A 24917-nucleotide genomic window follows, 5' to 3' on the forward strand; every position below is an offset into this window, starting at 1 on the left:
GCCTCGTTCACCACCAGGTCCCGTGTCTCCAAGGGCACCCCGGTCATCACGGTCAAGCCCAACAGCGCTGCCGTGGAGGCCGCCCCGGCCGCCGGCGCGGTCGAGGCCCTGGCCGTGACCTTCTCGGCCGCCGCGACCGGTACCAAGGTCACCGGCCGTACCCCGCGCGAGTCGACCGGGCGCCCCGAGCTGACCGAGGCCGCGATCGTGGTCTCCGGCGGCCGAGGCGTCAACGGTGCCGAGAACTTCGCGGTCATCGAGGCCCTCGCCGACTCCCTCGGCGCGGCCGTGGGCGCCTCGCGTGCCGCGGTGGACGCGGGCTGGTACCCGCACACCAACCAGGTCGGCCAGACCGGCAAGTCCGTCTCCCCGCAGCTGTACATCGCCAACGGCATCTCCGGCGCCATCCAGCACCGCGCCGGCATGCAGACCTCCAAGACGATCGTCGCCGTCAACAAGGACGCCGAGGCCCCGATCTTCGAGCTGGTCGACTTCGGTGTCGTCGGCGACCTCTTCGACGTCGTCCCCCAGCTCACCGACGAGGTCAAGGCCCGCAAGGGCTGAGGCGGTTCACCGGTCCGGGACTGCGCGGGTCAGTACGACCTGGGCAGTCCCAGCACGTGCTGGGAGACGTAGTTGAGCACCATCTCCTGGCTGATCGGCGCGAGCCGCAGCAGCCGTGACTCACGGAAGTACCGCTCGACGTGGTACTCGCGGGCGTACCCCATACCGCCCAGCGTCTGTACCGCCCGGTCGGCGGCCTGGAATCCGGCGTCGGCGCACAGGAACTTGGCCATGTTGGCCTCACGGCCGCACTCCAGCCCCCGGGCGTAGCGCCAGGCGGCGTTGCGGGCCATCAGGCGGGCGGCGTCGAGGCGGGTCAGGGCTTCCGCGAGCGGGAAGGCGATGCCCTGGTTCTGGCCGATGGGACGGCCGAAGACGATCCGGTCCTTCGCGTACCGGGTGGCCGCATCCAGGGCCGCCCGGCCGAGGCCCAGGGCCTCGTGGGCGAGCAGGATGCGCTCGGGGTTGAGGCCGTCGAGGAGGTAGCGGAAGCCCTCGCCCTCCGCGCCGATGCGAGCGCTATCCGGGACCCGCAGCCCGTCGATGAAGATCTCGTTGGAGGCGACGGCGTTCCGGCCCATCTTGGGGATCGGCCGGATGTCCATGGCCGTGCGGTCGACGTCCACCAGGAAGACCGAGACACCCTTCGTGGGCTTGTCGACCTGGTCGCGCGGGGTCGTACGGGCGAGGAGAACCATCTTCTGGCTGTCGCCCGCCTTGGTGATCCAGATCTTGCGGCCGTCGATGACGTAGTGGTCGCCGTCGCGGCGGGCGAAGGTGGAGATGCTGGTGGTGTCGGTGTCGGTGTCGGTGCCGGCGTCGGGTTCGGTGACGCCGAAGCAGACGTGCAGGTCTCCGGCCGCGGCGTGCGGGAGGACCTCGCGGCGTAGCCGCTCGCTGCCGTGCCGGGCCAGGACGTTGAGGCCGAAGATGGTCAGGTGCATGGTGCTGCAGCCGTTCATGCCGGCCCCTGAGGCGGCCACCTCCTCCAGCAGCAGTGAGGCCTCCAGTACGCCGAGTCCGCCGCCGCCGTACTCCTCGGGGACGGCGATCCCGAGCCAGCCGGCCTTGGCGAAGGCGTCGTAGAAGCTCCAGGGGAACTCGGCCCGTTCGTCCTGCCGGGCCCAGTACCCGGGGCCGAAGGAGGCGGCCAGCTCGCGGACGCCCGTACGGATGTCCTCCTGCTGCTCGGTCAGCTCGAAATCCACGCGGCCCCCTGGAGCGCAACCCTGCACAACTCTGGAGAATGAGGTTTCCCTATACGTAGAATATCGTTCGCAGTCGGGGAGCGGAAGAAAGGGTGGGCCGTGAACATCGCGATGCTGCTCGACATGGCCGTGGCGGGCGATCCGGACCGGGTGGCGGTCGGGCCGCGCGGCTCGGGAATGACCTGTGCGGAGCTTCGGCGCGCGGCCGGCGGAGTGGCGGCTGTCGTCCATCGTTCGGGGGCACGGGAGTTGGTGTTCGCCGGGGTCAACGGACCGTCCTTTCCCGTGCTCTTGTTCGGTGCCGCGCTGGCGGGTGTGCCGCTGGTGCCCGTCAACTACCGACTCTCCGCTGACGCGTTGACCGGTCTGCTCGATCACACCGACCGTCCGCTGGTGGTGGCGGAGCAGTCCCTCGCCGGCGTGTTCGCCGGGGCCGGGCTGACGGTGCGCACCCCCGAGGACCTGCTGGCGGAGGGGCGGGCCGCCGAGCCGGTCGAGGGTCTGGAGGGCGCGGCGGACGACCCGGCCGTGCTGCTGTTCACCAGCGGAACCACCGCCGCGCCCAAGGCGGCCGTGCTCCGTCACCGGCATCTGACCAGTTACGTCCTGCAGACCGTGGAGTTCGCCTCCGCCGCCCCGGACGACACCGTCCTGGCCTCGGTCCCGCCCTACCATGTCGCGGGCGTCGGCTCCGTGTTGAGCAGCCTGTACTCCGGGCGCCGCATGGTGCACCTCGGCGCCTTCGAGCCGGGCGCCTGGCTGGAGCTGGTCCGTTCCGAGGGCGTCACCTCCGCGATGGTGGTGCCGACCATGCTGGCCAGGGTCGTCGAGCATCTGGACGGCCGTCCGGCCGAGGTGCCGACGCTGCGCGCGCTGGCCTACGGCGGTGCCCGCCTGCCGCACACGGTGCTGGAGGCGGCGCTGCGGGCCTTCCCCGGCACGGGTTTCACCAACGCCTACGGACTGACCGAGACCAGGTGTCGACGACGTACCGGACACGACGGCCGGACGCCGCCAGGACCTCGTGGGCCACCTGCTCGGACGCGGCCCCGTCGGGCAAGGTCTTCTTCGACGAGGTGGTCGTGCCCGCCGACCGGATGCTGGGCCGCCCCGGCGACGGCTGGCGGCTCGCCATGGACCTGCTCCCGCACGAACGCTCCACCTGCTTCTGGCACCGAGTCGCCCACCTCTACGCCCGCCTCGACCGCCTCCTGGACGAGACCGACGCCACGGACGCCGCGGACGACGCGGCCCTGGGCGCCGCCTACCTCGCCCTGCACACCGTCCGCTGCCGCTCCCACGCCACCCGGCACCGGCTCGCCGCAGGCGCCCGGCTCGGCCCGGAGACCTCGGTCGACAAGGTGCTGCTGGCCACCGCCGAGCAACAACTCTTCGAGACGGTACGGGACTTGCTGCCCGGGGTGCTGGAACTGACCGACTCGCCCTGGCGGTCGGAGTACCTCTACGCGAAGGCCGCCACCCTCTACGGCGGCACCGCCGAGATCCAGCGCAACATCATCGCCCGCCGACTGCTCGACCTGGGGAGGGAGTGACCGTGGACCCCGCCGAACGGGAGCTGCTGACGCAGACGCTCCGCAAGACGATGACGACCACCGCCCCGGGTCCCGCCCTGGACACGGCGCTGGCCGGACTGGGCTGGCGCGAGCTGCTGGCCGAGTTCCCGAGGCCGGCCGTCGCGACGGTGTTCCGGCTGCTGGGCGAGACGGGGGCGCACGCCTCGGCGCTCACGGACGTCGTGGGCTCGGCGACCCTGCCGTATGCGGGCGGCCGGTGGGTGGTGTGGGAGTACGGAGCCGCTGCGCCGGGCGCCGGGCTGGACGAGGAGCTGCCCCTGCGGCCGGTCACGGTACCCGCCGGCGATCCCGTCCCGCTCGCCGCCGGCCGGCGGGCGGTCGGCTGGTGGCTGCTCGGCACCGGCCACGCCATGCTGGCGCTCGCCCGGGGGCACGCCCTGGACCGGGTCCAGTTCGGCCGCCCGCTCGCCGCGTTCCAGGCGGTACGGCACCGGCTCGCGGAGACCCTGGTGGCACTGGAGGGCGCCGAGGCCGTCCTCGCGGCGGCCGAGGACGACCTGGGCGCGCTGCTGGCCAAGTCGGCGGCCGGGCAGGCGGCGCTGACCGCGGCCCGGCACTGCCAGCAGGTACTGGGCGGGATCGGGTTCACCGCCGAGCACCCGCTGCACCGGCATGTCCGCCGGGCCGTCGTCCTGGACGGACTCCTGGGCAGCGCCCGGGAGTTGACGCGTGAGGCCGGGGCGCTGGTGCGCTCGCGCGGCACCGCGCCCCGGCTGGTTCAGCTGTGACTCACCGGGACGCCCGCCCCGGTCAATCGTGATTCACCAGAGCGCCCGCCCCGGTCGGTCACGGTTCACCAGGGCAGCCGTCCGTTGACGTCGAAGTAGCCGCCGGTCGGGCCGTCCGGGCCGATCTGTGCCATCCGGACGATGATCTCGGCGCCCTGTTCGACGGTCTGGGTGCCCGTGTTGCCGTTCAGGTCCGTCTTGGTGAAGCCGGGCTCGACGGAGTTGATCCGCAGGGCCGGGAACGCCTTCGCGAACTGCACGGTGAGCATGTTGACGGCCGTCTTGGACGTCGGGTAGGCGATGCCCGGGTAGAAGTGCGCGGGGTGGTCGGGGTCGGAGAGGGCCGTCAGCGAGGCCAGACCGCTGCTGACGTTGACCACGACCGGGGCGGCCGAGCGCTGCAGCAGGGGCAGGAAGGCGCGCAGGACGCGGACCACACCGAAGACGTTGGTCTCGAAGGTGTTGCGCATCTGGTCGGCGGTGACCGTCTCGGCCGTGGGCACGCTGTTGTCCGGGGTCCTGCTCTCGATCCCGGCGTTGTTGATCAGGACGTCGAGTCCGCCGTCGGCCGCGACGGTCTTGGCCGCGGCCTCGACGGAGGCGTCGTCGGTGACGTCGAGCAGGACGAACCGGGCGCCCAGTTCCTCCGCGGCCCGGCGTCCGCGCTCGGCGTCCCGGGCCCCCACGTACACGGTGTGACCTGCGGCGATGAGCTGGCGGGCGGTTTCGTAACCGATGCCCTTGTTGGCTCCGGTGATCAGTGTTGTCGTCATGTCTCCACCTTGCGCCCGGCCCGCCGGGTCAGCCAGCAGACCCTTCTTCCTGGGACTGCCGGTACCAGGCACGGCGACGGCCGACGGTGTTGACTGGGGGCATGACGGCGACGGAACTGGGGCAGGCGCTGCGGCGCTGGCGGGACCGCGTCGCCCCGGACGCGGCGGGGCTGCCGACCGGTGGCCAGCGGCGGGCGGCCGGGCTGCGGCGCGAGGAGCTGGCGCTGCTGGCCGGGATCTCGGTCGACTACGTGACGCGTCTCGAACAGGGCCGGGCCGCCAATCCGTCCGTGCAGGTCGTCGAGGCGCTCGCCCGGGCACTACGGCTCTCGGCCGACGAGCGCACCTACCTCTTCGGGGTGGCGGGGCTGGTGCCGCCGGGTCCTGACATGGTGCCCGGGTACATCACGCCCAGCGTGCAGCGGCTGCTGGACCGGCTGGCCGGCACCCCGGTGGCGGTGTCCGACGCGGCCATGACGCTGCTGGTGGCCAACCCGCTGTACGCGGCGCTGATGGGCGACCCGTCCCAGCTGCGCGGCTTCCAGCGCAACGGCGTGTGGCGGAACTTCCTGGGCTGGCCGACCCGGGTGCGGCACACCCCGGAGGAACGGCGTGCCTTCGAGACCGGCATGGTCGCCGAGCTGCGCTCCACGGCGGCCCGCTATCCCGGCGACCGCCAACTGCGGCGGCTGATCGCCGAGGTGCGCGCCGGGAGCGAGCGGTTCGCCGAGCTGTGGGACGCGGGGGGCGTCGGCCGCCTCGAGGCCTCCCGGAAGACGATCGAGCACCCGCAGGTGGGACTGCTCACCCTGGACTGCGACCAGCTCCGGGTGGAGGAGCACGACCTGCACATCCTCGTGTACTCGGCCGAGCCCGGCACCGAGGACGCCGAGAAACTGGCGCTGATCTCGGTGCTCGGCACGCAGAGCCTGGCGGCCGGCCCCTGACGGTTCAGCAGAACAGGAGTGATTGCGATGCCCATGCCTCCCCACCCGCCGAAGAACCCGTCGAGCCCCTTTTCGTCCTTCAGCGGCCACCATGTCGGTATCCGCGTTCCCGACTACGACGCCGCGAAGGCCTGGTACACGGAGAAGCTGGACTTCCGGGTGCTCCACGAGTGGCCCTACGGCGAGCTGAAGCTCGCGTACCTCTGTCCGCCGAACGACGACACCTTCCACGTGGAACTGCTGGCCGGACCGGTGCCCTTCCCGAACGAGGTCCTCGACGACCTCGGAGTCAGCCTGCGGCACGGCGGCTACCAGCACATCTGCGTCCATGTCGACGATGTCGACGCGGCACGTGCGGAGCTCGCCCGTCGTGGTGTCGACCTTGTCGGTGAGCCTTTCGAGATCGAGGACATCAGCCGTCGGCTGGCGTTCTTCCGTGACCCGTGGGGCAACATGATCGAACTGTCGCAGAAGCTGACGACGTCTGCCGCAGCTTCTCCTTCATCTCGTCCAGCTTCGCCAGGATCGGATAGCCGCTGACGCTCAGCGCGTTGCCGTGTCCGGTCTGGTGGATGTCGAAGACGGACTGGATGGCGGCGTAGAAGCCCTGTACGTCCTGGGTCTGGTTGACGGCGCGTTTGGCCTGGCGCAGCCCGAAGGCGGGCATCGCGGCGATCCGCTCGGCGAGTTCCCGGGTGGCCGTGTCCAACTCCTCGCGCGGGACGACCTGGTTGACCATGCCGACCCGCTCCGCCTCCTCGGCGGTCAGGGGGCGGCCGGTGAACAGGATCTCCCGAACAGCTGCACGGCGTTGCGGAACACCAGGGCCTGGCACTCCCCCGCCGACGCCTTGGCCATCGAGGCGGCCAGGCGGCGGCGCGGGTCGTCCTCGGCGATGGTGAGGGCGGCGAAGTAGGCGAGGGCGCGGGCCCGTTCGACGGCCACGTGCATGTCGGCCGCCTTGCGCTGGACGGCCTGGAAGGATCCGATGGGGGCGTCGAACTGCCGGCGGCCGCGGACGTGGTCGAGCACCAGGTCGAGGGCGCGGCGGCAGGCGCCGACCATGACCAGGGCCATGCCGGTGAGCGCGATGTCCCGGGCGCTGTCCGGATCCGCCCCGCCACGGTCGCTTCCGCTCACCCCGACCTGCTCGAAGGTGACGTCGGCGAGGTGCAGGACGGGGTCGAGGACCGGGGTGCGTACGGCGCTCGCCGCGGCGGCGGGTAGGACGAAGACGCCCGCGTCGGTGACCACGGCGAAGCGGTCGGCCCGGTCGCCGTCCAGTACGTGGCGGGCGGTGCCGTCGAGGATCCAGCCGCCGTCGGCGGGCCGTGCGGTGATGCCCTCGTAGACGGCGGTGCCGGACTGTCCGGGGTCGCCGAACCCGGGGGCGAGCGGGGCGAATTGGGTGAGCGTCGCCAGGTAGGGCGTGGGGTCGGTGGCCCGGCCCAGCTCCTCCAGGACGATCGCCGGTTCGACCGCGTCGGCCGGGTCGGTCAGCTCGGTCCAGCCGAGGTCCGGGTACGCGCGCCACAGCGGGGCCGGGTCGGCGCCGTCGTCCACGACGGCACGCACCAACGCGGGCGGGCACTCCTTGAGGACGGCCTTGTGCACGGTGTCCTGCCACAGCCGTTGCTCGGCGTCGAACTCGAACAGCATCCGAACGGCCTCCCCGGCGACGAGAACGTAATTCTCCTCAAATGGAATTCGAAGTCTCCTCCAGATCTCCGACGGTGTCCAGACTGGATACAGATGCTTGTCGGTGTGCTGCAGTAATGTTCTCCTCATGGCACAGAAGGCGGAGCAGCCCGTGAGCACACCGACCGAGGAACCGGCCTGGAAGCGGCGCGCGGTCGAGCGTTCCACCCAGGCGGCGAAACGCCGGGCGGAGCAGAGGGTGGAGCGGTTCCTCGACGCGGCCCAGGCGATCGTGGCGGAGAAGGGCACGACCGACTTCACCGTGCAGGAGGTCGTCGACCGGTCCAAGCAGTCGCTGCGCAGCTTCTACCAGCACTTCGACGGCAAACACGAGTTGCTGCTCGCCCTGTTCGAGGACGCGATGAGCAAGTCCGCCGACCAGTTGCGGGCGATCGCGGCCGAACAGTCCGATCCGCTGGACCGGCTCAGGGTGGTCGTCCAGGAGCTGTTCGAGAGCTCACGCCCCGACCCGACCGGCCAGCAGCGTCCGCTGTTCAGCGACTTCGCGCTGCGCCTGCTGGTCTCGCACCCGGCCGAGATGCGGGTGGCGAACGCACCCCTGCTGACGCTGTTCACCGAGCTGATGCAGGAGCTGGAGGACGCCCACCTGCTCCGCGAGGACTTCAAGCCCAAGCGGGTGGCGGCGCTCACCATGCAGACCGTCATGTTCAACGCCCAGTCGAGCGGCCAGGACACGGCCCACCCGCTGACCGCCGACGAGATCTGGGACTACTGCGCGAACGGGATCACCGGCGAGTAGACCGAGTCGAGCGAGTAGGGCGAGAGCGCCATTCTCATATCTGGATAGTGAGACTACCCTCGCTGGCATGCCACTTGCCGCGAGTGAACTCTGGGCCGATCTTCTGCACTGCCTCGACCTCCGGGGGCACGACGAGGAGACGGGCCCCGTCTACGAGGCGGGCAACCAACGACTCGGCTACCACCGCCTGTTCGGCGGGCAGTTGCTGGCCCAGTTCGTCCGGGCGGCTCAACTGAGCTGCCCGGGCAAGGGAGTCAAGTCCCTCCACGCCCTGTTCGCGCGGGCGGGCCGGCCGGAGGAACCCGTCCGCTACGAGGTGGCGCGCCACCACGACGGCGGTTCCTTCGCCGCGCTGACGATCGTCGCCCGGCAGCCGCGGGGCGTGGTGGCCACCGCCTCGGTGTCCCTGCACAGCCCGGAGGACGGCCCGGCCCGGCAGACGGTCCCGGCCGTGCCCGCCCCGCCCGGCCCCGAACACCGCACGGATCTCCACCCGATCCCCTGGGAGACGCGGGCCGCCACCGACCTGGACACCCCGGTCGCCGCACCGCCCGAGTTCGACGTGTGGACGCACCTCCCGGCCACCGGGACGGCGGAACTGGCCCCGGCACTCACCGCGTACGCCACCGACCTGACGCTCATCGGCACCGCCCTGCGCCCCCTGGCCGGGGTCACCCAGCACGACTCCGGCACGGCGTTCACCTCCGCCGTCACCTCGCACACGGTCTGGTTCCACCGTCCGTTCGGTGCGGACGGCTGGCTACTGCTGCGCCAGCACAGCCCGGTCCTGGCGCACGGCCGCTGCTTCGGCCGGGGCGACGTCCTCACCGAGGACGGCTCCCTCGTCGCGTCCTACGCCCAGGAGGCCCTGCTGCGCCTCACCCGGAAGTCGGCGTGAGGCCGTACCGGGTCGTCCAGTGGGCCACCGGCACCATAGGCGCCCGCTCGCTGCGCGGGATCATCGAGCACCCCGGCCTCACCCTGGCCGGCGTGTACGTCCACACACCGGCCAAGGCGGGCCGCGACGCGGGCGAGTTGTGCGGGACCGGCCCGACCGGAGTCACCGCGACCCACGACGTCGACAACGTCCTCTCCCTGGATGCCGACTGCGTGCTCTACGCGCCGCTCACCTGCGATGTCGACGAGGTGTGCCGACTGCCGGCGTCGGGTGCGAACGTGGTGACCACGCGGGGCGAGTTCCGTCATCCGGGGAGCATGGATCCCGTCGTACGCGAGCGGGTCGAGGAGGCGTGCGCGCGGGGTGGCAGCTCGATCCACAGCACGGGCAGCAGTCCCGGGTTCATCACCGAGGCGGTGCCGCTCGTGCTGACGTCCCTGGCGCGGCGCCTCGACGGCCTGACCATCGACGAGTCAGCCGACCTGTCCCGACGCCCCTCCCCCGAGCTGCTGTTCGGGGTGACGGGCTTCGGCGTCGCACCGGCGGCGTTCGACGAGCGGCGGCTGTCCGGGGCCCGCACCAGCTTCGGCCCGTCGCTGCGGCTGGTCGCGGACGCGCTGGGGTCCCTGGTCCCGATGGCCGGGCTGACGGGCGGGACGGTGTCCGTGCCCGGCGCGCCGCTGCCCTTTCTCGTCTCGGTCCAGACCCCGCGGCCGACCGGCCGGATGCGCACCCGTTCCGCCGATCCCGGGACGCCCCCGCTGCTCGACTACGGCTGTCTGGCGACCGCGGCGGACCGGCGGCGGCTGCGCGAAGCGGTCCGCGCCACCGCGGAGTTGACCGCCACGGCCGACTTCTCGGAGGTCTCCCGAGGACTCGTCGGGCCGGTCCCTGGCGTGCTCGGTGACGACCGGCTGCTCGACGAGTGGATCCTCGGGCACCTCGGCACGGCGCACCACACCTGCGGCACGGTTCCGATGGGCCCCGCCGGCGATCCCCGGGCCGCCGTCGACGCCTACGGCAGGGTGTACGGGGTCGGCGGACTGCGGGTCGCGGACACGTCCATCCTGCCGACGCCCCCGCTGCGGGGTACGGCGGCCACGGCCGTGCTCATCGGCGAGGTCGTCACCGACGAGCTGCGGCGCGGTCCGGCCTGACGCGGCGCCGTGCAGCGGGCGCGGCTAGCGGCGAGGGCCCAGGTCGCGGTATCCGTCCGCGAGTTGCCGGACGGCCAGGTCCAGCAGTCCGCCCAGGTCGGCGTTCTCGTCGGCCAGCCACTGCTCGTAGGCGGTGACGCAGGCGGCCAGGACGGTGCTGCCGATCAGCCGGGGCAGCATGTCGGAGGCGGGACGGCCCAGGCGCCGGGCGGCGAACCCGGTGATCAGGGCCCGCCACGACGCGTACCGCACGGCCGAGTCCGCCTGGAGCGTCGGCACACGCAGGATGAGCGTCATGCGCTGCCGGTGCCAGGGCACCATCGCGGGGTCGAACCGGTTGAACTCGACGACCGCCTCGCGCACCGCGTCCATCATCGGGGTCCCCGGGTCGGCCGCCGTCAGCAGGGCGTCGAGCCGCGCCAGTTGCTCCTCGAAGTCGCCCCACACGAGGTCGTTCTTGGAGGCGAAGTAGCGGAAGAAGGTACGCCGGCCGATGCCCGCCGCGGCGGCGATGTCGTCGACCGTCGTGTCGTCGAAACCGCGTTGCGCGAAGAGTTCGAAGCCGAGCCGTTCGAGCGCGGCCCGTGAGGTCGCGCGCGGCCTGCCGATCCGGGCGGGTGCCGCGCAGACCACCGTGTCGCCCCGTGGCGGCTCCATCCGCGTTCCCTCCTCCGACCCGGCCGCTGCCGCGGCGCGCTGGCCCCGCGGCCCACGCACCGTCGCGCCCATCCTCGCATCGCGCGGGACGCGCGGGAGCACGGAGCCGGTCGCGTCACCGGTCCCGGACGGCCGCGTAGACGCCGCCGTCGACCAGGATGTCGACGCCGTTCAGGAAACTCGCCTCGTCCGACAGCATGAACGCGACGACGTCCGCGACCTCTTCGGGCCTGCCGGTCCGGCCGAGCGGTGTGGCGTCCACGAGTTGCTTCATGGAGGTCTGCCAGGCTGCCTCCTGCCGGCCCTGCGGGGTGTCGATGATGCCCGGCGCGAGCGAGCACACGCGGGCTCCGACGGCCCCGAGTCGCACCGCCTCCTTCCGGGCGAAGCGGGCCACGCCGCGCTTGGCCCAGGGGTAGGCGAGCGTGGACCGCTCGATGCCGGGTCCGACGGCCTCGCGGATCCGGTCAGGAAGTCCTCGTGCAGCGGGTCGTCCAGGATCGCGCCGACGGCCGGGTCGGGGTTGTCTACGCCCGCGAGCAGCGGGGACATCGAGGAGAAGTAGACGTGTGCGGTGCCGTCACCGGCCGGCGGGCGCAGGGCCTCGGCCGCCAGGGCGGTGCCGATGAGGTCGACCTCGAAGACACGGCGCCAGTCGGCCATGGTGGGCGAGATCCGGCGGCCTCGGGCGACGTCCCCCAGGTCCGGCAGGGTGGCGTCCCACGTCACCAGGCCGAACCGGCCGCGCGCGACCCGGGCGTCCCCTCGGCGCCGGTCCCCGCCGTGCCCGCGACGCGGTAGCCGGCGAGTTCCAGTGTGGTGGTCGGCAGGTCGGTCTCGGCGCGGTCGTGTCCGACGATCAGGATGTCCCGGCCACCGGTGCGCGACGAACGAAACTTGCGTGACTCAAGCAAAACCTTTAGCTTCCTTTCATGTGGAAATCGGTGCGGCGTGCCGGGTGGGCCACGGTCCATCTCTTTCTGGCCGCCGCGATGGCATTCGGAATGTGGATCTTCGTCACCGTGCTGCTGATCACCGCGATCGGCACCCTGGCCGTCGTCGGTGTCTGGCTGCTGCCCGAGACGGTGCTGCTGATCCGGCGGATCGCGGGAGCCAAGCGGAGCCTGACCGCCGCCTGGACCGGGGTGAAGATCCCCGAGGTGTACCGGCCGCTGACCGGGACGGTGCGCGAGCGGGTGGTGACAGCCGTACGCGACCCCGGCACCCGGACGGACGCGCGGTGGATGGTCGCGTACTGGTTCTACGGCGCGCTGCTCGCCCTCGCCGTGCCGCTGTGGCCGGTGGCGCTGGTCGTCGACGGCGTGTGGTGCGGGCTGCTGCGCCGCGAGGCCGTCGTCCTGCCGCTGATCGTGCGGCTCGCGGACCTGGAGGCCGACTGGTCCACCGCCCTGCTCAAGCCGTCCCCGCAGGCACAGCTGGCGGCCCGGGTCCAGGAACTGGCCGCGACCCGCGCCGACGCGATCGCCGCGCACGAGGCCGAACTGCGCCGGATCGAACGGGACCTGCACGACGGGGCGCAGGCGCAGCTGGTGGCGCTGTCCATGCGCATCGGACTCGCCCGGCGCGCCTACGGCGGGGATCGCGAGACCGGGCTCCGGCTCCTCGACGAGGCCCAGGAACAGGCCGAGAAGGCGCTGACGGAGCTGCGGCAGGTGGTGCGCGGCATCCATCCGCCGATCCTGAGCGACCGCGGCCTCGCCGGCGCGGTCCGGGCGCTGGCGGCGGGCAGCGGCCTCGAGGTCGCCGTGGACGACGGCGGTCTCGACGAGGGGGTGCGGGCGCCCGCGGCGGTGGAGGCGGCCGCCTACTTCGCGGTGGCCGAGTCGCTCACCAACGTCGTCAAGTACAGCGGGGTGTCACGGGCCGAGGTCCGGCTCGTGCGGGTGCGCCGCGGCCTGCGGGTGCGGGTCCGGGACGAGGGCCGCGGCGGTGCGGACGAGACCGGCGGCTCCGGGCTGCTGGGGATGCGGCGGCGGGTCGCCGCGCTCGACGGAACGATGGAAGTGTCCAGCCCGGTCGGGGGGCCGACCGTGATCGAAGTGGAGTTGCCGTGCGTGTGGTGATCGCCGAGGACAACGCCCTCCTGCGGGAGGGGCTGGTCCTGCTGCTGACCTCGTCCGGGCACGACGTCGTGGCCGTCGCGGGCAGCGGGCCCGAGATCATGCCCGCGCTCCTGGAGCACCGCCCGGACGTGGCCGTGCTCGACGTGCGGATGCCCCCGGGCTTCCGCGACGAGGGGCTGCGGGCGGCGCTGGAGGCCCGGGAGCGGATCCCCGGGCTGCCGGTGCTGGTGCTCTCGCAGTACGTCGAGGAGTCGTACGCCAGTGAGCTGCTGGGCGGCGGGACCAGCGGGATCGGGTACCTGCTCAAGGACCGGGTCGGCCGGGTCGACGAGTTCCTCGACGCGCTGGAGCGGGTGGCCGCCGGCGGTACCGCGCTGGACCCCGAGGTGGTCACCGAACTCCTCACCCGCCGCAAGGACTCCCCGCTCGACTCGCTCACGCGCCGCGAGCGCGAGGTGCTGGGGCTGATGGCCGAGGGCCACGACAACGCGACCATCGCCAGGACCCTCGTCGTCACCGAGCGCGCGGTCCACAAGCACATCGGCAACGTGTTCCTCAAGCTCAACCTGCCGCCGCGCGACAGCGGCCACCGCCGGGTGCTGGCAGTCCTCGCCTATCTGGCGCACGCGCCGCAGGCGTGAGCGGGACGCAGGACGCAGGGAGGGGCCGCCCCGGCCGGGGCGGCCCCTCCCTGCGTCTCAGTGCGTCGCGGCGGGCTCCGCCGTCCGCGGCGCCTCGGACGCCGAAGCGGTCGAGGCGGTCGGCGCGGGCACCTTGCGGCTCAGCTTCTCGCCCTCGACGTCGATGTCCGGCAGCAGCCGGGGCAGCCACTTCGGCAGGGGCCGCACGGCCCAGGTGATAAAGGACAGTTGCCATGACGGAGGAGCCTCCACAACGGGAATTCGGGACGGGCGAAGGGAGCGGATACCGGGGCGGGGGCCGTCCGGCGCTCCGTGTTCCACCCTTTCGCGGGGCGGCGCGGGCGACGAGGGAGCACTCTCCCGAACGCGTGGTGCAGCCCGCTCCACCACCGCGGGGGCGAGACCGGTACGGCAAGGGCCCGGATCCAGGGACGGATCCGGGCCCGGGAGCGGGACGAGCGGGGCTGCCCCGGTACGCCGGGGTCGTCGCCTACCAGCCGGTGGCGGAGGTACCGGCCGGGTCCTCCTGGGCACGGTCGCCGCCCGACCTGCGGCGGCCCGACACCAGGCCGCCCGCCGCGCCCAGGGCGACCAGGCCCATCCCGGCGGCGGTGGCGATGCCCTTCGCGCCGTCCATGGTGAAGTAGGCGACCGCGGCCACACCGCCGTTGAAGAGGAACAGGAACCACAGCACCGGCCGGGTCGACAGGAACGCCTTGATCTTCGGCTTCTTCGCGATGCGGGTGCCGGTCAGCAGCGAGACGGCGATCCCGGCGAAGGTCGCCGCGGTCTTCGCCGTCCCGTCGAGCACGGCACCGGCCCCGCCCACGGCGGCGGCCAGGCCCGCGACGAAGAGGGACCAGAGCAGCAGGTCGGCGAAGAACGACGTGACGGTGGCGAGCGGCGACTTGGCGGCCATCGGGCATTCCTTAGGACGTGGGGCGAGGGACGAGGGGCTGGTCCGCCCCGGGGATCTCTGCCGTCCACGATCCCCTCGTCCCTGCTCGGCCACGAGGGAGCGCGCTCCCGGACCCGTGGTGTAGCCCGCTCCACCACGCGACGAGCCGCTGGGGTGCGGAGTCCGCCGGTGGGCCACCGCCACCCGGCGCCGCCCGGGGCCGGTCAGAACCGGATCTCGACCGCGCGGCCTTCCCGGTCGAGTTGGGGCGCCTCGGGAATGCGCCGTGCGGTCCCCCGCGCGATCCGGTGGGCCGACCAGGCCGCGACGGCCGCGTCGAGCACGTCGTCCGCGGGCACCCGGTCCGCCTCGCCGAGCGCGTCCGGGAGGACGATGCCGGCCTCGGCCAGCAGCGAGCGGCGCAGCTGCTGGCCGCGCCAGGTCTTCTTGGCGTGGGTCAGTGGCACCCCGCCGGCCAGGGCGTGGAAGGACACCTCGGGGTGGACCTCGTGGACGCGGTCGTCGGCCGCCCAGCACGCGCGGGCCTCCAGCAGCCTGGGGGCCAGCGCCCAGGCCTGCTGGGTGAGCCGGTTGCCGGTCAGCTCCTGGCAGCGGTCGGCGGCCGCCGTGAAGTCCCGCTCCCGCCACGCCGGTTCGGGGGCGATGAGGAAGACGCTGTTGCGGCGCCTGCCGAGCAGGGCCTTGGCGGCGAGGTCGGCGGCGCGCCAGCCGTTCTCGACGAGGCCGAGCGGCATGTCCACCGCGACGACCCGTGCCGTCGCGGCGCGTGCGATCAGCGCGTCGAGCCGGACGTCGACCAGGCTGCCCGCGTACGCCCCGTCCGTGAGCCCGATCCCGACCCAGCCGAGCTTGCCACAGGCGTCGATGCCCAGGACGTCCATGCCACCCCACCCTCGTACGGGTGGCGCAGCCTACCGCGACGGTGGGCGGCCCCCTGCCGGTGGCCGCCCCGTCTCACTTCTGGTCCGATCGCTTCTGGTCCGATCGCTTCTGGTCCGCGCGCACGATCACGACCGGGCAGGTGGCGTGCTGGGAGACATGCTGGCTGACCGAACCGAGCAGGGCGCGGGCGAACCCGCCCCGGCCCCGGCTGCCGACGACCAGGGCCTCGGCGCCCTCGGCGGCCCTCAGCAGGACGTCGGAGGCGTTGCCGTGCACCAGGTGGGAGCGGACCGAGGCGGCCTCGTCCGGGCCGAGCACGTCGGTCAGTTCCTGGCGCATCCGGTCGCGGGCCTCCTCCGCATCGACGTCCATGTCCACGGCGGGCCCCGACCAGCCGTACAGGCCCGGCAGCTCCCACACCGCGATCGCCTCCACGGCACCGCCGACCAGACCGGCGTACCGCAGGGCCCAGCGCAGGGCCGCGTACGAGGACGGCGATCCGTCGACGCCGACCACGACACGCGCCTCGGGGACCTCACTGTCCATGCCTGCCACCTCTCCTCCGGCGTTCGGCCAGCCCCCACCTCCACGCTGCGCGACGGTCGGCCGCTCCGCCAGAGGAGTACGGCCGGCGGCATGACGGACACCGGGCGGATGCCCGGACCGGGAGGCTCCGTCCGGGAGCCCCGGCACTGGTGGTGCGGGCCGTCCCGTGGTGTGCTGAAGGGGACGGGAAGGACCCGCACAGGACGCGGGGAAGCGGCCGGCGGCGGTCGCGCACCGCGCAATCAGGATCCGCGAGAAGTGGATGGCGTCCTTCCCGCCCTCGCGCGCCGCGGCCTCGCCGGTGCGCGGGCCGAAGAGCCTCTCAGGGGGTCCGGGCGGCCCTGGTGTCCGGTCCGCAGCGGTCCCACGCTGGGAGACGGGGAGATCCGAGGAGGCGGCCATGCGCGGCAGCCCGCACACCGTCAGCGATGTGATGACCCACAGCCCCGTCGCCGTCGGCCGCGACGCCCCGTTCAAGGACGTCGTCACGCTGCTGGACCGGTGGAAGGTGAGCGCCCTGCCCGTGCTGGAGGGTGAGGGCAGGGTGATCGGTGTCGTGTCCGAGGCCGATCTGCTGCCGAAGGAGGAGTTCCGCGACAGCGACCCGGACCGGTTCGTGCAACGGGAGCGGCTGGCCGATCTGGCCAAGGCCGGCGGGGTGACCGCCGGGGAGCTGATGAGCGCGCCCGCGGTGACCGTGCACGCGGACGCCACCCTGGCCGAGGCCGCGCGCATCATGGCCCGGTGCCGGGTCAAGCGGCTGCCCGTCGTGGACGGCGTGGGCCTGCTCCAGGGCATCGTCAGCCGCGCGGACCTCCTGAAGGTGTTCCTGCGCGAGGACGCGGAACTGACCGAGGAGGTACGCCGGGAGGTCGTCGACCGGCTGTTCCCGCTCTCCGCCGACCACATCAGAGTGGACGTCGACGAGGGGGTCGTCACCCTGGCCGGCTGGATCGACAGCACCGATCTGGCCCCGGTCGCCGCACGCCTGGCACGCGCCGTGGAGGGCGTGGTCGACGTCCGCTGCCACCTCGCCCCGGTCTCCGTGCGCAGCGACACGAACTGACCCCGGCATCCGGCGGACACGGCGGTGTGCGCGGCCGCTGTCCGTCGGCCGCGCACACCTGGTGCGGTCGGGCCTCCCCCCTGCGGCGGCCCGTCCGCTCCGGGACGGTCCTGGTCCCCGCCTTCTCCTGAGGGACCGGAACCGTGCTGGTCCACCCGCCCACTCCCGGTCGACTCCACCTTCCCGCCCGCCGGTCGGTCGGACATGGGGCCGACCGGCCCCCTCCGGGTCCCGACCGGCCCCGGTGGGTCAGCCTCTGCCGCCGTTGTCGGTCAGCCTCTGCCGCCGCTGAGGTTGCGCCACTGGGGGCCGATGTGGCGCCACTCGGCGTCCCATTCGGCGAGGCGTCGGTTGAGCAGTCGGCGGCGGATCAGCCAGCCGGTGCCGTAGCCCGTGGTCACGGTGAGCTGGGCCGCGAGGGTGCCGGCCACGACCGCCTCGAAGGTCGATTCCGCCTTGCCCGGTGGTTCGGTGATCAGCGCCTCGTTCCGGTTCGCCCAGACCCGGACATGGCTGCCCGCGGCCGCCGTGGGGAGGACCTTGGCCCGGCCGGTGTGCACGGAGCCGTCGGCGGCCGTCCAGCGGACCGTGACCCAGGTCCTGCCGATGTCGTAGCCCGCCGTGACGGGCGTGCCGTGCGCGGCGCTCTCGGTCAGCTCGGCGGAGACGGTGTGGACGCCGGCCCGCCGGTCGGCGATCGTCCGGTCCACGCCCGCGGCGGCGGCCCAGCCGGCGAGCGCACCGCCGACCAGGGTGAGCACCCACAGCGCGAGCACGACCCAGCCCTCCACGACGTCGCTGTGCCGTCGCAGCGGATTGTGCCGCCAGCGCCACCACCGCACGTACCGCACGGTCGGCCTGCGCCGGTCGTCGCGCCTCATGGTCCGGTGCCTGCCTGCTCGGTCGGCGGGCTCGGACTCCCCTCGGTGTCCGGGAGGTCCGGGTCGAGGTCGGGTCGGCGGCGGGGTCCGGCCAGTGCGCAGTCCACGTCGACGACGCCTTCGACGCCCCGCACCCAGCCGGCGGCGACCGGCACCAGCGCGGTGTCCGTGACCCGGCCGGTCAGGGTCACGACGCCGTCGCGGACCCGCACATCGACCGGTTCGGCCTCGGCGGCGAAGAGGTGCGGGAGGACGTCGCGGCGGATCTCCTCGGCGATCTGCTCGTCGTCCCGCAGGAACACCTTGAGCAGGTCGGAACGGCTCACGATGCCGACGAGCACGCCCTGGGCGTCGACCACGGGCAGCCGCTTGACCCCGTGCTGCGCCATCGTGCGCGCGGCCTGCGGGAGCGTGGCGTCGGCCCGGACGGTGACGGCGGGGGTGTTCATCAGCTCCCCGGCGGTCGCCGCGGCCGCCCTGGTGAGGTCGCCGGACCGCAGCAGCCGGGTGTACTCGCCGGAGGCGCCGTCCCGGAGCTCCTCCTTGCGCAGCAGGTCCGCCTCCGAGACGACGCCCATGACGTGTCCGTCGTCGTCCAGGACGGGCAGGGCGCCCACCCCGCGGCCCCGCATCGCCTTCACGATGTCCTTGAACGCCGCTCCTCGCTGCAGGGCGACGACCGTGCGGGTCATCACGTCGCCCACCACGGACGGGGTGCCGGTCATGGCGGCCTCCAGGGGTCGGTGCCGTGCGGTGACGCCTTCGGACTCGGCCGGCCGACGGTGCCGGGGCATGGGCCGAGCGGCCCCCGGGGGCGGTCCGCTCGTCCCCGCGTCGGTCGTTCCCGCGTCCGCGGGGACGCCTACGGGTTCGTGACCGGCACCCGCCACACCAGCGTCGTACCGCCGCCGTCGGGGCAGTCCCATTCCAGGCTGCCACCAAGTTCCGCCGCCCGCTCCGCCATGTTGCGCAGACCGCTGCGGCGGCCGTCGGGCGGGATGCCCACACCGTCGTCCCGGACCGTCAGCAGCAGGTCGCAGCCGTCGGTCGACAGGACGACCTCGGCGCGGTGGGCGCGGGCGTGCCGGGCGATGTTGGTGAGGGCCTCGGCGAGGACGGCGACGACATGGTCGGCGACCGCCTTGGGCACGTCGGTGTCGAGCAGTCCCTCCATGCGGACGCTCGGGGCGAAGCCGAGTACCGGCGCCGCCTGCCCGGCGACCCGGACCGCGCGGGCCCGCAGACCGGTCCCGGCTCCGTCGTCGCGGGTGCGCAGCCCGAAGATCGTCGACCTGATGATCTTGATGGTCTCGTCGAGGTCGTCCACGGCCCGCAGCACCCGCTCGGACGCCTCGGTGTGCTCGATGAAGCGGCCGGCGCTCTGCAGGGTCATCCCGGTGGCGAAGAGCCGCTGGATGGCCAGGTCGTGCAGGTCCCGGGCGATCCGGTCGCGGTCCTGGAGCACCGCGATCTCCTCGGCGTCGCGGCGGCGCTGGGCCAGCTCCAGGGCGATCGCGGCCTGTGCCGCGAAGCCCCGCATCGTCTCCGTCTCGGCGGCGGTGAAGACCCGGCCGCCGCACTCGCGCGCCAGCAGCAGCACACCTCGTACGCCGCTGTCGCCGGTGCCGATGGGAATGGCCACGGCGGGGCCGAGCCCCTGGAACCGGGGCGGCTCGGGGGTGACCCGGTCGTCGTGGCCGACGTCCTCGCTGGTGACCGGTGCGCCGTCGGCGAAGGCGAGGCCCATGAGGGTCTTGTCCAGGGGCAGCACCAGTCCCCGGTGGTCCTCCGCGTGCATGCCGACGGCGATCTCCACGCTGAGCGAATCGGCCCCCTCCACGGGGATGGCCACGGCGGCGAGCGCCGAGCCCGTGATGCCCCGCGCCTGCTCGGCGATCAGGGCCAGGGCCTCGCCGGGGTCGCTGCCGGACATGAGGCTGTGGGTGATCTCCGCGTTGGCCCGCAGCCAGCGCTCGCGCAGCCGTGACTCCTCGTACAGCCGGGCGTTGTCGATGGCCACGCCGGCCGCCACGGCCAGCGTCGACGTCACCGACGCGTCCTCCTCGTCGAACTGGGCCCCGCCCCGCTTCTCGGTCAGGTACAGGTTGCCGAAGACCTGGTCGCGGACCCGGATGGGGACGCCGAGGAAGGTGTTCATCGGCGGGTGGTTCGGCGGGAAGCCGTACGAGGCCCGGTGCTCGGAGATCTTCGCGATGCGCAGCGGCTCGGGGTGGCGGATCAGTTCGCCGAGGATGCCGTGGCCCTCCGGGTAGGGGCCGATGCGGGCGATCTGCTCCTCGGTGACGCCGACCGTGTGGAAGGCGGACAGCCGCTTGCCGTCGGGCCCGATGACCCCCAGGGCGGCGTACTCGGCGTCGACGAGCACCGCCGCCGCTTCCACGATGCTGTGCAGCGCCTGCTCCAGGTCCAGCTCCCGGCCGACGGAGAGGACCGCCTCCAGCAGGCTGTGCACCCGGTCGCGGGTGCCGCGGGCCGCGTCCAGCCGGGCCTGCAGCTCGTCCAGCAGTTCGTCGAGCCTGAGCTGAGGCAGCCGTATACGGGCTTCCTCGGAGCTTTCCACCGGTCCTGTCCTCCAGATCCTGTCGACCCGCGCGTACCGGCAGGTCCGGTCACCAGACACGGTAGTGGGCGGCAGCGGGGGCAGGCACCCGGATCGGCCAACCGGGCACCTCGGGGGGGGGTGGCAGGGGGGTGGCCGTTCGGACGGCGGCGGACCGGTCGGCGCGTAGGGCCGGTCGGCTCCGGACGCGGGACCAACGGCACCTGCGCCGGGGCGCCGTCCGGGAGAGAGTCGATCCAGGAGCGGCACCGATCCCCCACGGTGTCGCTCCGCCCGTACCACCCCCTGTGGCACCGGATCCCCGCCACTGCGACGCACCCCGACACACCCCGCCCGCGCCTCCCGGCGCGACTTACCGACGGAAGCCCGCCATGGCCCACGACGACAGCGCGCCCGCCCCCTCGCCGGGTGTGCGCCGGAGCGTCGAGCTCGACGGCGCGGAGGCGCTGCGGCTGCTGGGTTCGGTGTCCCTGGGGCGGATCGTGTTCACCCGGCAGGCCCTGCCCGCCGTCCGCCCGGTCAACCATGTGCTGGTCGACGGCGACATCGTCATCCGCACCCACGAGGGTGCCGCCCTGACCTCCCGCGCCCGGCAGGCGGACGGCGCCGGGGTCGTGGTCGCCTATGAGGCGGACGCCATCGACCCGGACACCCACCTGGGCTGGAGCGTGGTGGTCACCGGTTACGCCCGTCTGGTGACCGACCCGCGCGAACTCGCCCGCTACGAGACGCTGTTGCGGCCGTGGCTGGACCGGACCATGGAACTCGCGGTCCGCATCCACCCCGACCTGGTGTCCGGGATCGCCCTCGTCGCCGACGACGGCTGAGCGGTCACGCCGACCGGGTCCCACCGGGGGTCAGGGCCGTCAGGTCCACCCCGTACAGGGTGCGCCCGCCGACCAGTTCGCGTCCGGTGACCAGTTCGGGCCGGATGCGCACGAAGACCTCGTGGCGCGCGGGCACCCAGGAACGCGGGCCGGTGCGGACCAGCCGGCGGTGCTCGGCGAGGTCGCTCACCACGGTCGCGGGGCCGGTGACGACGACGCTCCAGCCGGACCGCGCGTCGGCGTCGACCGCGTCGCCCTCGAAGGCGACCACCGAGCCGTCGACGGCGCGCACCAGCTCCGAGGCCGCCGACGTCCGCAGCAGTACCGCGCCGTCGCCGTCCAGGCCGAAGTTGACCGGCAGTACGGCGGGCAGCGCCTGACGGGTGAAGACGATCCGGCCGACGGGCACCGTGGCGAGCAGGCTCAGGCACTCCCGCCGGTCGAGTTCGCGGAATCCGTCATTGGCGTACATGGGGCAGCCTCCTGCTGCGGTAGCGGTATCGGGTGCGTTCCGTCCTGCGGTGGGGCCCGGGTCAGGTCCTGATCCGGCGCCCGGTGACGACGCCGGGGACGACGCGCATCCACAGCTCGCGCCGGCCCCCTGCCCAGGGGGTGCTGTACGTCCGTGCCGAGAGCCTGCGGATGTCGTCCGGGTCGGTCACGAGGTGGGCGCGGCCACGGACCAGGACGCTCCATCCCTCGCTGAACGCGTCGTCGATACGGTCGGTCTCGAAGGCCACCCGGCTGCCCGCGGCCCGCGCCGGGGTCGTGCCGGGAGCGGTGCGGAAGACGATCGCGCCGTCGACGACGCTGTAGTTGACCGGCACGATCACCGGTCCGGTGGCCGTGGCCACCCCGAGCCGGCCCACCCCGTGTGTGCCGAGCAGCGCCGTGCACCGGACGGGGTCCAGTTCCACGAACTCCGGATGGAACTTGGCCCGTGCGGTCCCCGGCGGGGACTCGGTGTCGCCGCCGGTGAGATGGGACAGCGTGGTGTGCAGCACCTCGGCCAGCCGGAGCAGGGCGCCCGTGCCCGGTGCGGCGAGCGGGTTCTCCTCCAGGTACTCCAGATAGCCGGGGGCGATGCCGGCCCGGACGGCCGTCTCCTTCCGGGTGAGGCCGAGTTCCGTCCGGCGCGCGGCCAGCCGGCGGCCCAGGTCCCCCAGCGGCGGCTTCTCCACCGTGTGCGGCCGTACCTGTTCGGCCATGACCGGTCACGTCCTCTCGTCAGGCCGCGGCAACGGCGACCTCGTGCTGTTTCCCGCCGAGCACGACCTTGAGCGCGGCGCTCTCGCCGGCCCGGCCGAAGACGTCGTACGCCTCCTCCATCCGGCTCAGCGGGAAGGTGTGGGTGACCAGCTGCGCGGTCGGGAGCCGGCCGGCGGCGGCCATCCGCAGCAGGGCCGGTGTCGAGTGGGTGTCGACCAGGCCGGTCGTGAGGGTGACGTCCTTGCTCCACAGGTCTTCCAGGTGCAGCGTGACCGGCCTGCCGTGCACGCCGACGCCTGCGACCCGGCCGCCGGGCCGCACCATGCGGGTGCACAGCTCGAAGCTCTCGGGTACGCCGACGGCCTCGATCACCACGTCCGCGCCGAGTCCGTCGGTCAGGTCGGCCACCAGCTGGGCGGGGGCCTCGTGGACGTCGGCCACGGCGTCCGCGCCGAACCGGCGGGCGGCCTCCAGCCGGGCCGGGACCAGGTCCACCGCGATGATCCGTTCGGGCGAGAACAGCCGGGCCGTGGCGACGGCCGCGAGCCCGACCGGACCGGCGCCCACGACGGCCACGGTGTCGCCCGGGCGCACCCGCCCGTTGAGCACGCCCACCTCGTAGGCGGTCGGGAAGATGTCCGCGAGCAGTACGGCGTCCCGGTCCGCGAGCGTGCCGGGCAGCGGGTGCACGGACAGGTCGGCGTGCGGGACCCGGACGTACTCGGCCTGGGTGCCGTCGATCAGGTGGCCGAGGATCCAGCCCCCGCCGCCCCGGCACTGGCCGTACCGCTGCTCCCGGCAGAAGCGGCAGCGGCCGCAGGAGATGATGCAGGAGACCAGCACCCGGTCGCCCGGCCGGACGCTCCGTACATCGCTGCCGATCTCCACGATCTCGCCGACGGCCTCGTGCCCGAGGACCGTGCCGGGCGGCACCTCGGGGACGTCGCCCCTGAGGATGTGCAGGTCCGTCCCGCAGATGGTGACGGCGGCCACGCGCACCACGGCGTCGGTGGGCTCCTTGATCGCGGGATCGGAGACTTCCTCCCAGGCGGACTGCCCGGGGCCGTGGAAGACGAAGGCCTTCATGACGCGCTCACCCTCCTCGGTCGTCCCGTGCGTCCCATCGTGTCCCCGCCCGGTGGGCCGCGCTTGGGCCGTCCGGCCCCCGGTGCCCGCCGGACGGGCCCCACCGGAGCGGGCGGAGGACGTTCGGACCCGCCGATACCGGACCGAAGGGGCCGAACGGCCCTTCCGGAGGCCCGCCGCCTCGGCTTGTCTGGGCCTATGGCGGACAACCACACCAGGTCCACGGCGTACCACACGACGCAGAGCGCCGACGGGACGACGGTGGTGACCCTGCACGGCGACATAGACGTCCTCGCGGTGCTGGCGCTGCGCACGGCCCTGGACGCCCTGACGTCCGGCCCGGAACCCGACCTGGTGGTGGATCTGCGTGCCGTCTCCTTCATCGACTGCTCCGGGCTCGGCGTGCTGTGCCGGGCCCGGAACCGGATCCGGTCGCGGCAGGGCCGGCTGCGCCTGATCGCCCCGGACGACGGCTTCCTGCGGCTGCTGCGCCGCACGGGGCTGGACGACACCTTCGAGCTGGCCCCCGGGTTATCCGGGCCGCTGCTCCCCCGAGCGGTGTCCGACGCCCGCTGACGGCTCGACCGTCCCGTCCGCCGCCTTCGCAGACGTCACCACGACGACGAGGAGGTACGGTCCGATGCGCGGGACCAGGGTGCGGAAACGGCTGTGGCGGTGGCGGAACAACCCGTTGCGGCGGCACGACGACATCGTCGAGGCCTGGATCGTCCTGGCCGTGTACGCGGTCATGGCGGTCGGCGGCACCGTCGCCGGCACCGTGACCGCCCAGGCCGCCGACCAGGTGTTCGCACAGCAGCGGGCCGAACGCCGGGCCGTGCCGGCCGTGCTCGTCACCGACGCGCCGAAGAGCACCGCACCCGACGTGATGGGCTCGGTGCGGTGGACGGCGCCCGACGGCTCGGCCCGCACCGGCCTGACTCCGGTCGCCGCGGGCCTGCCGTCCGGCACCCGGGTCGTGGTCTGGCAGGACGGCCGGGGCCGCCTGGTCGCCGAACCACCGGACGCCGCGGAGGCGGGCCTGGAGGCCGGGGTCCTCGGTGCCGCTGCCGCCGGCGCCACCGCCGGGGTCGTGCTCGGTGCGGGAGCCGTCGCCCGGTGGCGGCTGGACCGGCGGCGGATCGCCCGGTGGGGGCGGGAGTGGGATCTCGTGGGACCGAAGTGGGGGCACCGGACGGGCTGAGCGGCCGGG

The 24917-nt window shown here is 73.5% G+C and carries 30 protein-coding genes and 2 pseudogenes; 15 read left to right on the top strand and 17 right to left on the bottom strand.

Annotation, left to right across the window (positions count from 1 at the left end):
• The coding region (locus ACFZDK_RS44430) for an FAD-binding protein (RefSeq protein ID WP_390981730.1) at positions 1-564 on the top strand (564 nt) is incomplete at its 5' end.
• Positions 565-593: 29 nt separating this feature from the next.
• Here the strand turns inward: ACFZDK_RS44430 and ACFZDK_RS44435 are convergent.
• The gene (locus ACFZDK_RS44435) at positions 594-1772 is read right to left on the bottom strand and encodes an acyl-CoA dehydrogenase family protein (RefSeq protein WP_390981732.1); all 1179 of its coding nucleotides are present in this window, start codon (positions 1770-1772) and stop codon (positions 594-596) included.
• A gap of 177 nt (positions 1773-1949) precedes the next feature.
• Between ACFZDK_RS44435 and ACFZDK_RS44440 the strand changes: the two are divergent.
• The 3 genes and pseudogenes from ACFZDK_RS44440 to ACFZDK_RS44450 all read left to right on the top strand — a co-directional run.
• A pseudogene (locus ACFZDK_RS44440) lies at positions 1950-2693 on the top strand (AMP-binding protein); the annotation flags it as partial.
• 56 nt (positions 2694-2749) lie between these two features.
• On the top strand, positions 2750-3325 hold the full coding sequence (locus ACFZDK_RS44445) for an acyl-CoA dehydrogenase family protein (protein WP_390981734.1): 576 nt from the start codon (positions 2750-2752) through the stop codon (positions 3323-3325).
• A 2-nt stretch (positions 3326-3327) separates the two neighbouring features.
• Complete coding sequence (locus tag ACFZDK_RS44450) at positions 3328-4095, top strand: acyl-CoA dehydrogenase family protein (protein ID WP_390981737.1); 768 nt, start codon at positions 3328-3330, stop codon at positions 4093-4095.
• A 65-nt stretch (positions 4096-4160) separates the two neighbouring features.
• Here ACFZDK_RS44450 and ACFZDK_RS44455 read toward each other — a convergent pair whose 3' ends face one another.
• Positions 4161-4868 carry an SDR family NAD(P)-dependent oxidoreductase gene (locus ACFZDK_RS44455; RefSeq protein ID WP_390981739.1) on the bottom strand — a complete coding sequence of 236 codons (708 nt, stop codon included), beginning with the start codon at positions 4866-4868 and terminating at the stop codon, positions 4161-4163.
• Between the two features lie 101 nt (positions 4869-4969).
• Between ACFZDK_RS44455 and ACFZDK_RS44460 the strand changes: the two genes are divergently transcribed.
• Both ACFZDK_RS44460 and ACFZDK_RS44465 read left to right on the top strand, forming a co-directional pair.
• A complete protein-coding gene (locus ACFZDK_RS44460; protein ID WP_390981742.1) occupies positions 4970-5815 on the top strand; it encodes a helix-turn-helix domain-containing protein in 846 nt (281 codons plus the stop codon).
• A 27-nt stretch (positions 5816-5842) separates the two neighbouring features.
• A complete protein-coding gene (locus ACFZDK_RS44465) occupies positions 5843-6355 on the top strand; it encodes a VOC family protein (protein ID WP_390981745.1) in 513 nt (170 codons plus the stop codon).
• Positions 6356-6488: 133 nt separating this feature from the next.
• Here ACFZDK_RS44465 and ACFZDK_RS44470 read toward each other — a convergent pair.
• Positions 6489-6650, bottom strand: a pseudogene (locus ACFZDK_RS44470) (enoyl-CoA hydratase-related protein); the annotation flags it as partial.
• Positions 6581-7474 carry an acyl-CoA dehydrogenase family protein gene (locus ACFZDK_RS44475; protein ID WP_390981748.1) on the bottom strand — a complete coding sequence of 298 codons (894 nt, stop codon included), beginning with the start codon at positions 7472-7474 and terminating at the stop codon, positions 6581-6583. The gene ACFZDK_RS44475 and the pseudogene ACFZDK_RS44470, both read right to left, overlap by 70 nt.
• Before the next feature lie 127 nt (positions 7475-7601).
• Here ACFZDK_RS44475 and ACFZDK_RS44480 point away from each other — a divergent pair, with 127 nt between their 5' ends.
• The 3 genes from ACFZDK_RS44480 (at position 7602) to ACFZDK_RS44490 (ending at position 10328) form a co-directional block, all read left to right on the top strand.
• Entirely contained in the window at positions 7602-8273 is a 672-nt protein-coding gene (locus ACFZDK_RS44480; RefSeq protein ID WP_390981751.1) for a TetR family transcriptional regulator, read from the top strand.
• Positions 8274-8340: 67 nt separating this feature from the next.
• Complete coding sequence (locus ACFZDK_RS44485) at positions 8341-9171, top strand: acyl-CoA thioesterase domain-containing protein (protein ID WP_390981754.1); 831 nt, start codon at positions 8341-8343, stop codon at positions 9169-9171.
• A complete protein-coding gene (locus ACFZDK_RS44490; RefSeq protein WP_390981756.1) occupies positions 9168-10328 on the top strand; it encodes a GMC oxidoreductase in 1161 nt (386 codons plus the stop codon). The genes ACFZDK_RS44485 and ACFZDK_RS44490 overlap by 4 nt, the downstream gene beginning before the upstream one ends.
• Before the next feature lie 24 nt (positions 10329-10352).
• On the opposite strand, the gene mftR is transcribed toward ACFZDK_RS44490, so the two are convergent.
• The 3 genes from mftR to ACFZDK_RS44505 all read right to left on the bottom strand — a co-directional run bounded on the left by mftR (position 10353) and on the right by ACFZDK_RS44505 (position 11899).
• Positions 10353-10985 (bottom strand): mycofactocin system transcriptional regulator, encoded by a 633-nt coding sequence (gene mftR / locus ACFZDK_RS44495; RefSeq protein WP_390981759.1) that lies wholly within the window; start codon positions 10983-10985, stop codon positions 10353-10355.
• A 115-nt stretch (positions 10986-11100) separates the two neighbouring features.
• Positions 11101-11355 carry an SDR family oxidoreductase gene (locus tag ACFZDK_RS44500; RefSeq protein ID WP_390981761.1) on the bottom strand — a complete coding sequence of 85 codons (255 nt, stop codon included), beginning with the start codon at positions 11353-11355 and terminating at the stop codon, positions 11101-11103.
• Between the two features lie 355 nt (positions 11356-11710).
• Positions 11711-11899: a hypothetical protein gene (locus tag ACFZDK_RS44505; protein ID WP_390981763.1), complete on the bottom strand. Its 189-nt coding sequence runs from the start codon at positions 11897-11899 to the stop codon at positions 11711-11713.
• 18 nt (positions 11900-11917) lie between these two features.
• On the opposite strand from ACFZDK_RS44505, the gene ACFZDK_RS44510 reads away from it, so the two are divergent.
• Positions 11918-13069 (top strand): histidine kinase, encoded by a 1152-nt coding sequence (locus tag ACFZDK_RS44510; protein ID WP_390981766.1) that lies wholly within the window; start codon positions 11918-11920, stop codon positions 13067-13069.
• Complete coding sequence (locus tag ACFZDK_RS44515; protein WP_390981769.1) at positions 13057-13710, top strand: response regulator; 654 nt, start codon at positions 13057-13059, stop codon at positions 13708-13710. Before ACFZDK_RS44510 ends, ACFZDK_RS44515 begins: the two co-directional genes overlap by 13 nt.
• 57 nt (positions 13711-13767) lie before the next feature.
• Here the strand turns inward: ACFZDK_RS44515 and ACFZDK_RS44520 are convergent, their stop codons facing one another.
• The 4 genes from ACFZDK_RS44520 to ACFZDK_RS44535 all read right to left on the bottom strand — a co-directional run bounded on the left by ACFZDK_RS44520 (position 13768) and on the right by ACFZDK_RS44535 (position 16057).
• A complete protein-coding gene (locus ACFZDK_RS44520) occupies positions 13768-13917 on the bottom strand; it encodes a hypothetical protein (RefSeq protein ID WP_390981772.1) in 150 nt (49 codons plus the stop codon).
• A 283-nt stretch (positions 13918-14200) separates the two neighbouring features.
• A complete protein-coding gene (locus ACFZDK_RS44525; protein WP_390981775.1) occupies positions 14201-14629 on the bottom strand; it encodes a hypothetical protein in 429 nt (142 codons plus the stop codon).
• Positions 14630-14832: 203 nt separating this feature from the next.
• Positions 14833-15510, bottom strand: a complete 678-nt coding sequence (locus ACFZDK_RS44530) for a DUF429 domain-containing protein (protein WP_390981777.1) — start codon at positions 15508-15510, stop codon at positions 14833-14835.
• Between the two features lie 73 nt (positions 15511-15583).
• On the bottom strand, positions 15584-16057 hold the full coding sequence (locus tag ACFZDK_RS44535) for a universal stress protein (protein ID WP_390981780.1): 474 nt from the start codon (positions 16055-16057) through the stop codon (positions 15584-15586).
• A 400-nt stretch (positions 16058-16457) separates the two neighbouring features.
• Here ACFZDK_RS44535 and ACFZDK_RS44540 point away from each other — a divergent pair, with 400 nt between their 5' ends.
• Positions 16458-17123 carry a CBS domain-containing protein gene (locus tag ACFZDK_RS44540; protein WP_390981783.1) on the top strand — a complete coding sequence of 222 codons (666 nt, stop codon included), beginning with the start codon at positions 16458-16460 and terminating at the stop codon, positions 17121-17123.
• A gap of 272 nt (positions 17124-17395) precedes the next feature.
• Here the strand turns inward: ACFZDK_RS44540 and ACFZDK_RS44545 are convergent, their stop codons facing one another.
• The 3 genes from ACFZDK_RS44545 to ACFZDK_RS44555 all read right to left on the bottom strand — a co-directional run bounded on the left by ACFZDK_RS44545 (position 17396) and on the right by ACFZDK_RS44555 (position 20585).
• Entirely contained in the window at positions 17396-18004 is a 609-nt protein-coding gene (locus tag ACFZDK_RS44545; RefSeq protein WP_390981785.1) for a hypothetical protein, read from the bottom strand.
• Positions 18001-18729, bottom strand: coding sequence for a CBS domain-containing protein (locus tag ACFZDK_RS44550; RefSeq protein ID WP_390981787.1), 729 nt, complete (start codon positions 18727-18729; stop codon positions 18001-18003). Before ACFZDK_RS44550 ends, ACFZDK_RS44545 begins: the two co-directional genes overlap by 4 nt.
• A gap of 137 nt (positions 18730-18866) precedes the next feature.
• On the bottom strand, positions 18867-20585 hold the full coding sequence (locus ACFZDK_RS44555) for a GAF domain-containing protein (RefSeq protein WP_390981789.1): 1719 nt from the start codon (positions 20583-20585) through the stop codon (positions 18867-18869).
• 371 nt (positions 20586-20956) lie between these two features.
• On the opposite strand from ACFZDK_RS44555, the gene ACFZDK_RS44560 reads away from it, so the two are divergent.
• The gene (locus tag ACFZDK_RS44560; RefSeq protein WP_390981791.1) at positions 20957-21412 is read left to right on the top strand and encodes a pyridoxamine 5'-phosphate oxidase family protein; all 456 of its coding nucleotides are present in this window, start codon (positions 20957-20959) and stop codon (positions 21410-21412) included.
• Between the two features lie 4 nt (positions 21413-21416).
• Here ACFZDK_RS44560 and ACFZDK_RS44565 read toward each other — a convergent pair whose 3' ends face one another.
• From ACFZDK_RS44565 to ACFZDK_RS44575, 3 genes are all read right to left on the bottom strand, one after another.
• Positions 21417-21884, bottom strand: coding sequence for a pyridoxamine 5'-phosphate oxidase family protein (locus tag ACFZDK_RS44565; RefSeq protein WP_390981794.1), 468 nt, complete (start codon positions 21882-21884; stop codon positions 21417-21419).
• A gap of 61 nt (positions 21885-21945) precedes the next feature.
• The gene (locus tag ACFZDK_RS44570) at positions 21946-22620 is read right to left on the bottom strand and encodes a pyridoxamine 5'-phosphate oxidase family protein (protein ID WP_390981797.1); all 675 of its coding nucleotides are present in this window, start codon (positions 22618-22620) and stop codon (positions 21946-21948) included.
• 19 nt (positions 22621-22639) lie between these two features.
• Positions 22640-23707: an alcohol dehydrogenase catalytic domain-containing protein gene (locus ACFZDK_RS44575; RefSeq protein WP_390981800.1), complete on the bottom strand. Its 1068-nt coding sequence runs from the start codon at positions 23705-23707 to the stop codon at positions 22640-22642.
• 198 nt (positions 23708-23905) lie between these two features.
• On the opposite strand from ACFZDK_RS44575, the gene ACFZDK_RS44580 reads away from it, so the two are divergent.
• Together ACFZDK_RS44580 and ACFZDK_RS44585 are read left to right on the top strand one after the other, a co-directional pair.
• Entirely contained in the window at positions 23906-24283 is a 378-nt protein-coding gene (locus ACFZDK_RS44580) for an anti-sigma factor antagonist (protein WP_390981804.1), read from the top strand.
• A 64-nt stretch (positions 24284-24347) separates the two neighbouring features.
• Positions 24348-24908, top strand: coding sequence for a hypothetical protein (locus ACFZDK_RS44585; protein WP_390981807.1), 561 nt, complete (start codon positions 24348-24350; stop codon positions 24906-24908).
• Positions 24909-24917 lie beyond the last annotated feature (9 nt).

This window comes from Streptomyces sp. NPDC007901 (assembly GCF_042959465.1).
GTDB lineage: Bacteria > Actinomycetota > Actinomycetes > Streptomycetales > Streptomycetaceae > Streptomyces.

Coding starts and splice junctions, on each gene's coding strand:
- ACFZDK_RS44485 (WP_390981754.1), top strand. CDS start 8,341: ATGCCACTTGCCGCGAGTGAACTCTGGGCCGATCTTCTGCACTGCCTC.
- ACFZDK_RS44545 (WP_390981785.1), bottom strand. CDS start 18,004: ATGAGGCGCGACGACCGGCGCAGGCCGACCGTGCGGTACGTGCGGTGG.
- mftR (WP_390981759.1), bottom strand. CDS start 10,985: ATGGAGCCGCCACGGGGCGACACGGTGGTCTGCGCGGCACCCGCCCGG.
- ACFZDK_RS44575 (WP_390981800.1), bottom strand. CDS start 23,707: ATGAAGGCCTTCGTCTTCCACGGCCCCGGGCAGTCCGCCTGGGAGGAA.
- ACFZDK_RS44580 (WP_390981804.1), top strand. CDS start 23,906: ATGGCGGACAACCACACCAGGTCCACGGCGTACCACACGACGCAGAGC.
- ACFZDK_RS44510 (WP_390981766.1), top strand. CDS start 11,918: ATGTGGAAATCGGTGCGGCGTGCCGGGTGGGCCACGGTCCATCTCTTT.
- ACFZDK_RS44570 (WP_390981797.1), bottom strand. CDS start 22,620: ATGGCCGAACAGGTACGGCCGCACACGGTGGAGAAGCCGCCGCTGGGG.
- ACFZDK_RS44565 (WP_390981794.1), bottom strand. CDS start 21,884: ATGTACGCCAATGACGGATTCCGCGAACTCGACCGGCGGGAGTGCCTG.
- ACFZDK_RS44525 (WP_390981775.1), bottom strand. CDS start 14,629: ATGGCCGCCAAGTCGCCGCTCGCCACCGTCACGTCGTTCTTCGCCGAC.
- ACFZDK_RS44460 (WP_390981742.1), top strand. CDS start 4,970: ATGACGGCGACGGAACTGGGGCAGGCGCTGCGGCGCTGGCGGGACCGC.
- ACFZDK_RS44530 (WP_390981777.1), bottom strand. CDS start 15,510: ATGGACGTCCTGGGCATCGACGCCTGTGGCAAGCTCGGCTGGGTCGGG.
- ACFZDK_RS44480 (WP_390981751.1), top strand. CDS start 7,602: ATGGCACAGAAGGCGGAGCAGCCCGTGAGCACACCGACCGAGGAACCG.
- ACFZDK_RS44535 (WP_390981780.1), bottom strand. CDS start 16,057: ATGGACAGTGAGGTCCCCGAGGCGCGTGTCGTGGTCGGCGTCGACGGA.
- ACFZDK_RS44465 (WP_390981745.1), top strand. CDS start 5,843: ATGCCCATGCCTCCCCACCCGCCGAAGAACCCGTCGAGCCCCTTTTCG.
- ACFZDK_RS44475 (WP_390981748.1), bottom strand. CDS start 7,474: ATGCTGTTCGAGTTCGACGCCGAGCAACGGCTGTGGCAGGACACCGTG.
- ACFZDK_RS44550 (WP_390981787.1), bottom strand. CDS start 18,729: ATGACCGGCACCCCGTCCGTGGTGGGCGACGTGATGACCCGCACGGTC.
- ACFZDK_RS44540 (WP_390981783.1), top strand. CDS start 16,458: ATGCGCGGCAGCCCGCACACCGTCAGCGATGTGATGACCCACAGCCCC.
- ACFZDK_RS44560 (WP_390981791.1), top strand. CDS start 20,957: ATGGCCCACGACGACAGCGCGCCCGCCCCCTCGCCGGGTGTGCGCCGG.
- ACFZDK_RS44585 (WP_390981807.1), top strand. CDS start 24,348: ATGCGCGGGACCAGGGTGCGGAAACGGCTGTGGCGGTGGCGGAACAAC.
- ACFZDK_RS44455 (WP_390981739.1), bottom strand. CDS start 4,868: ATGACGACAACACTGATCACCGGAGCCAACAAGGGCATCGGTTACGAA.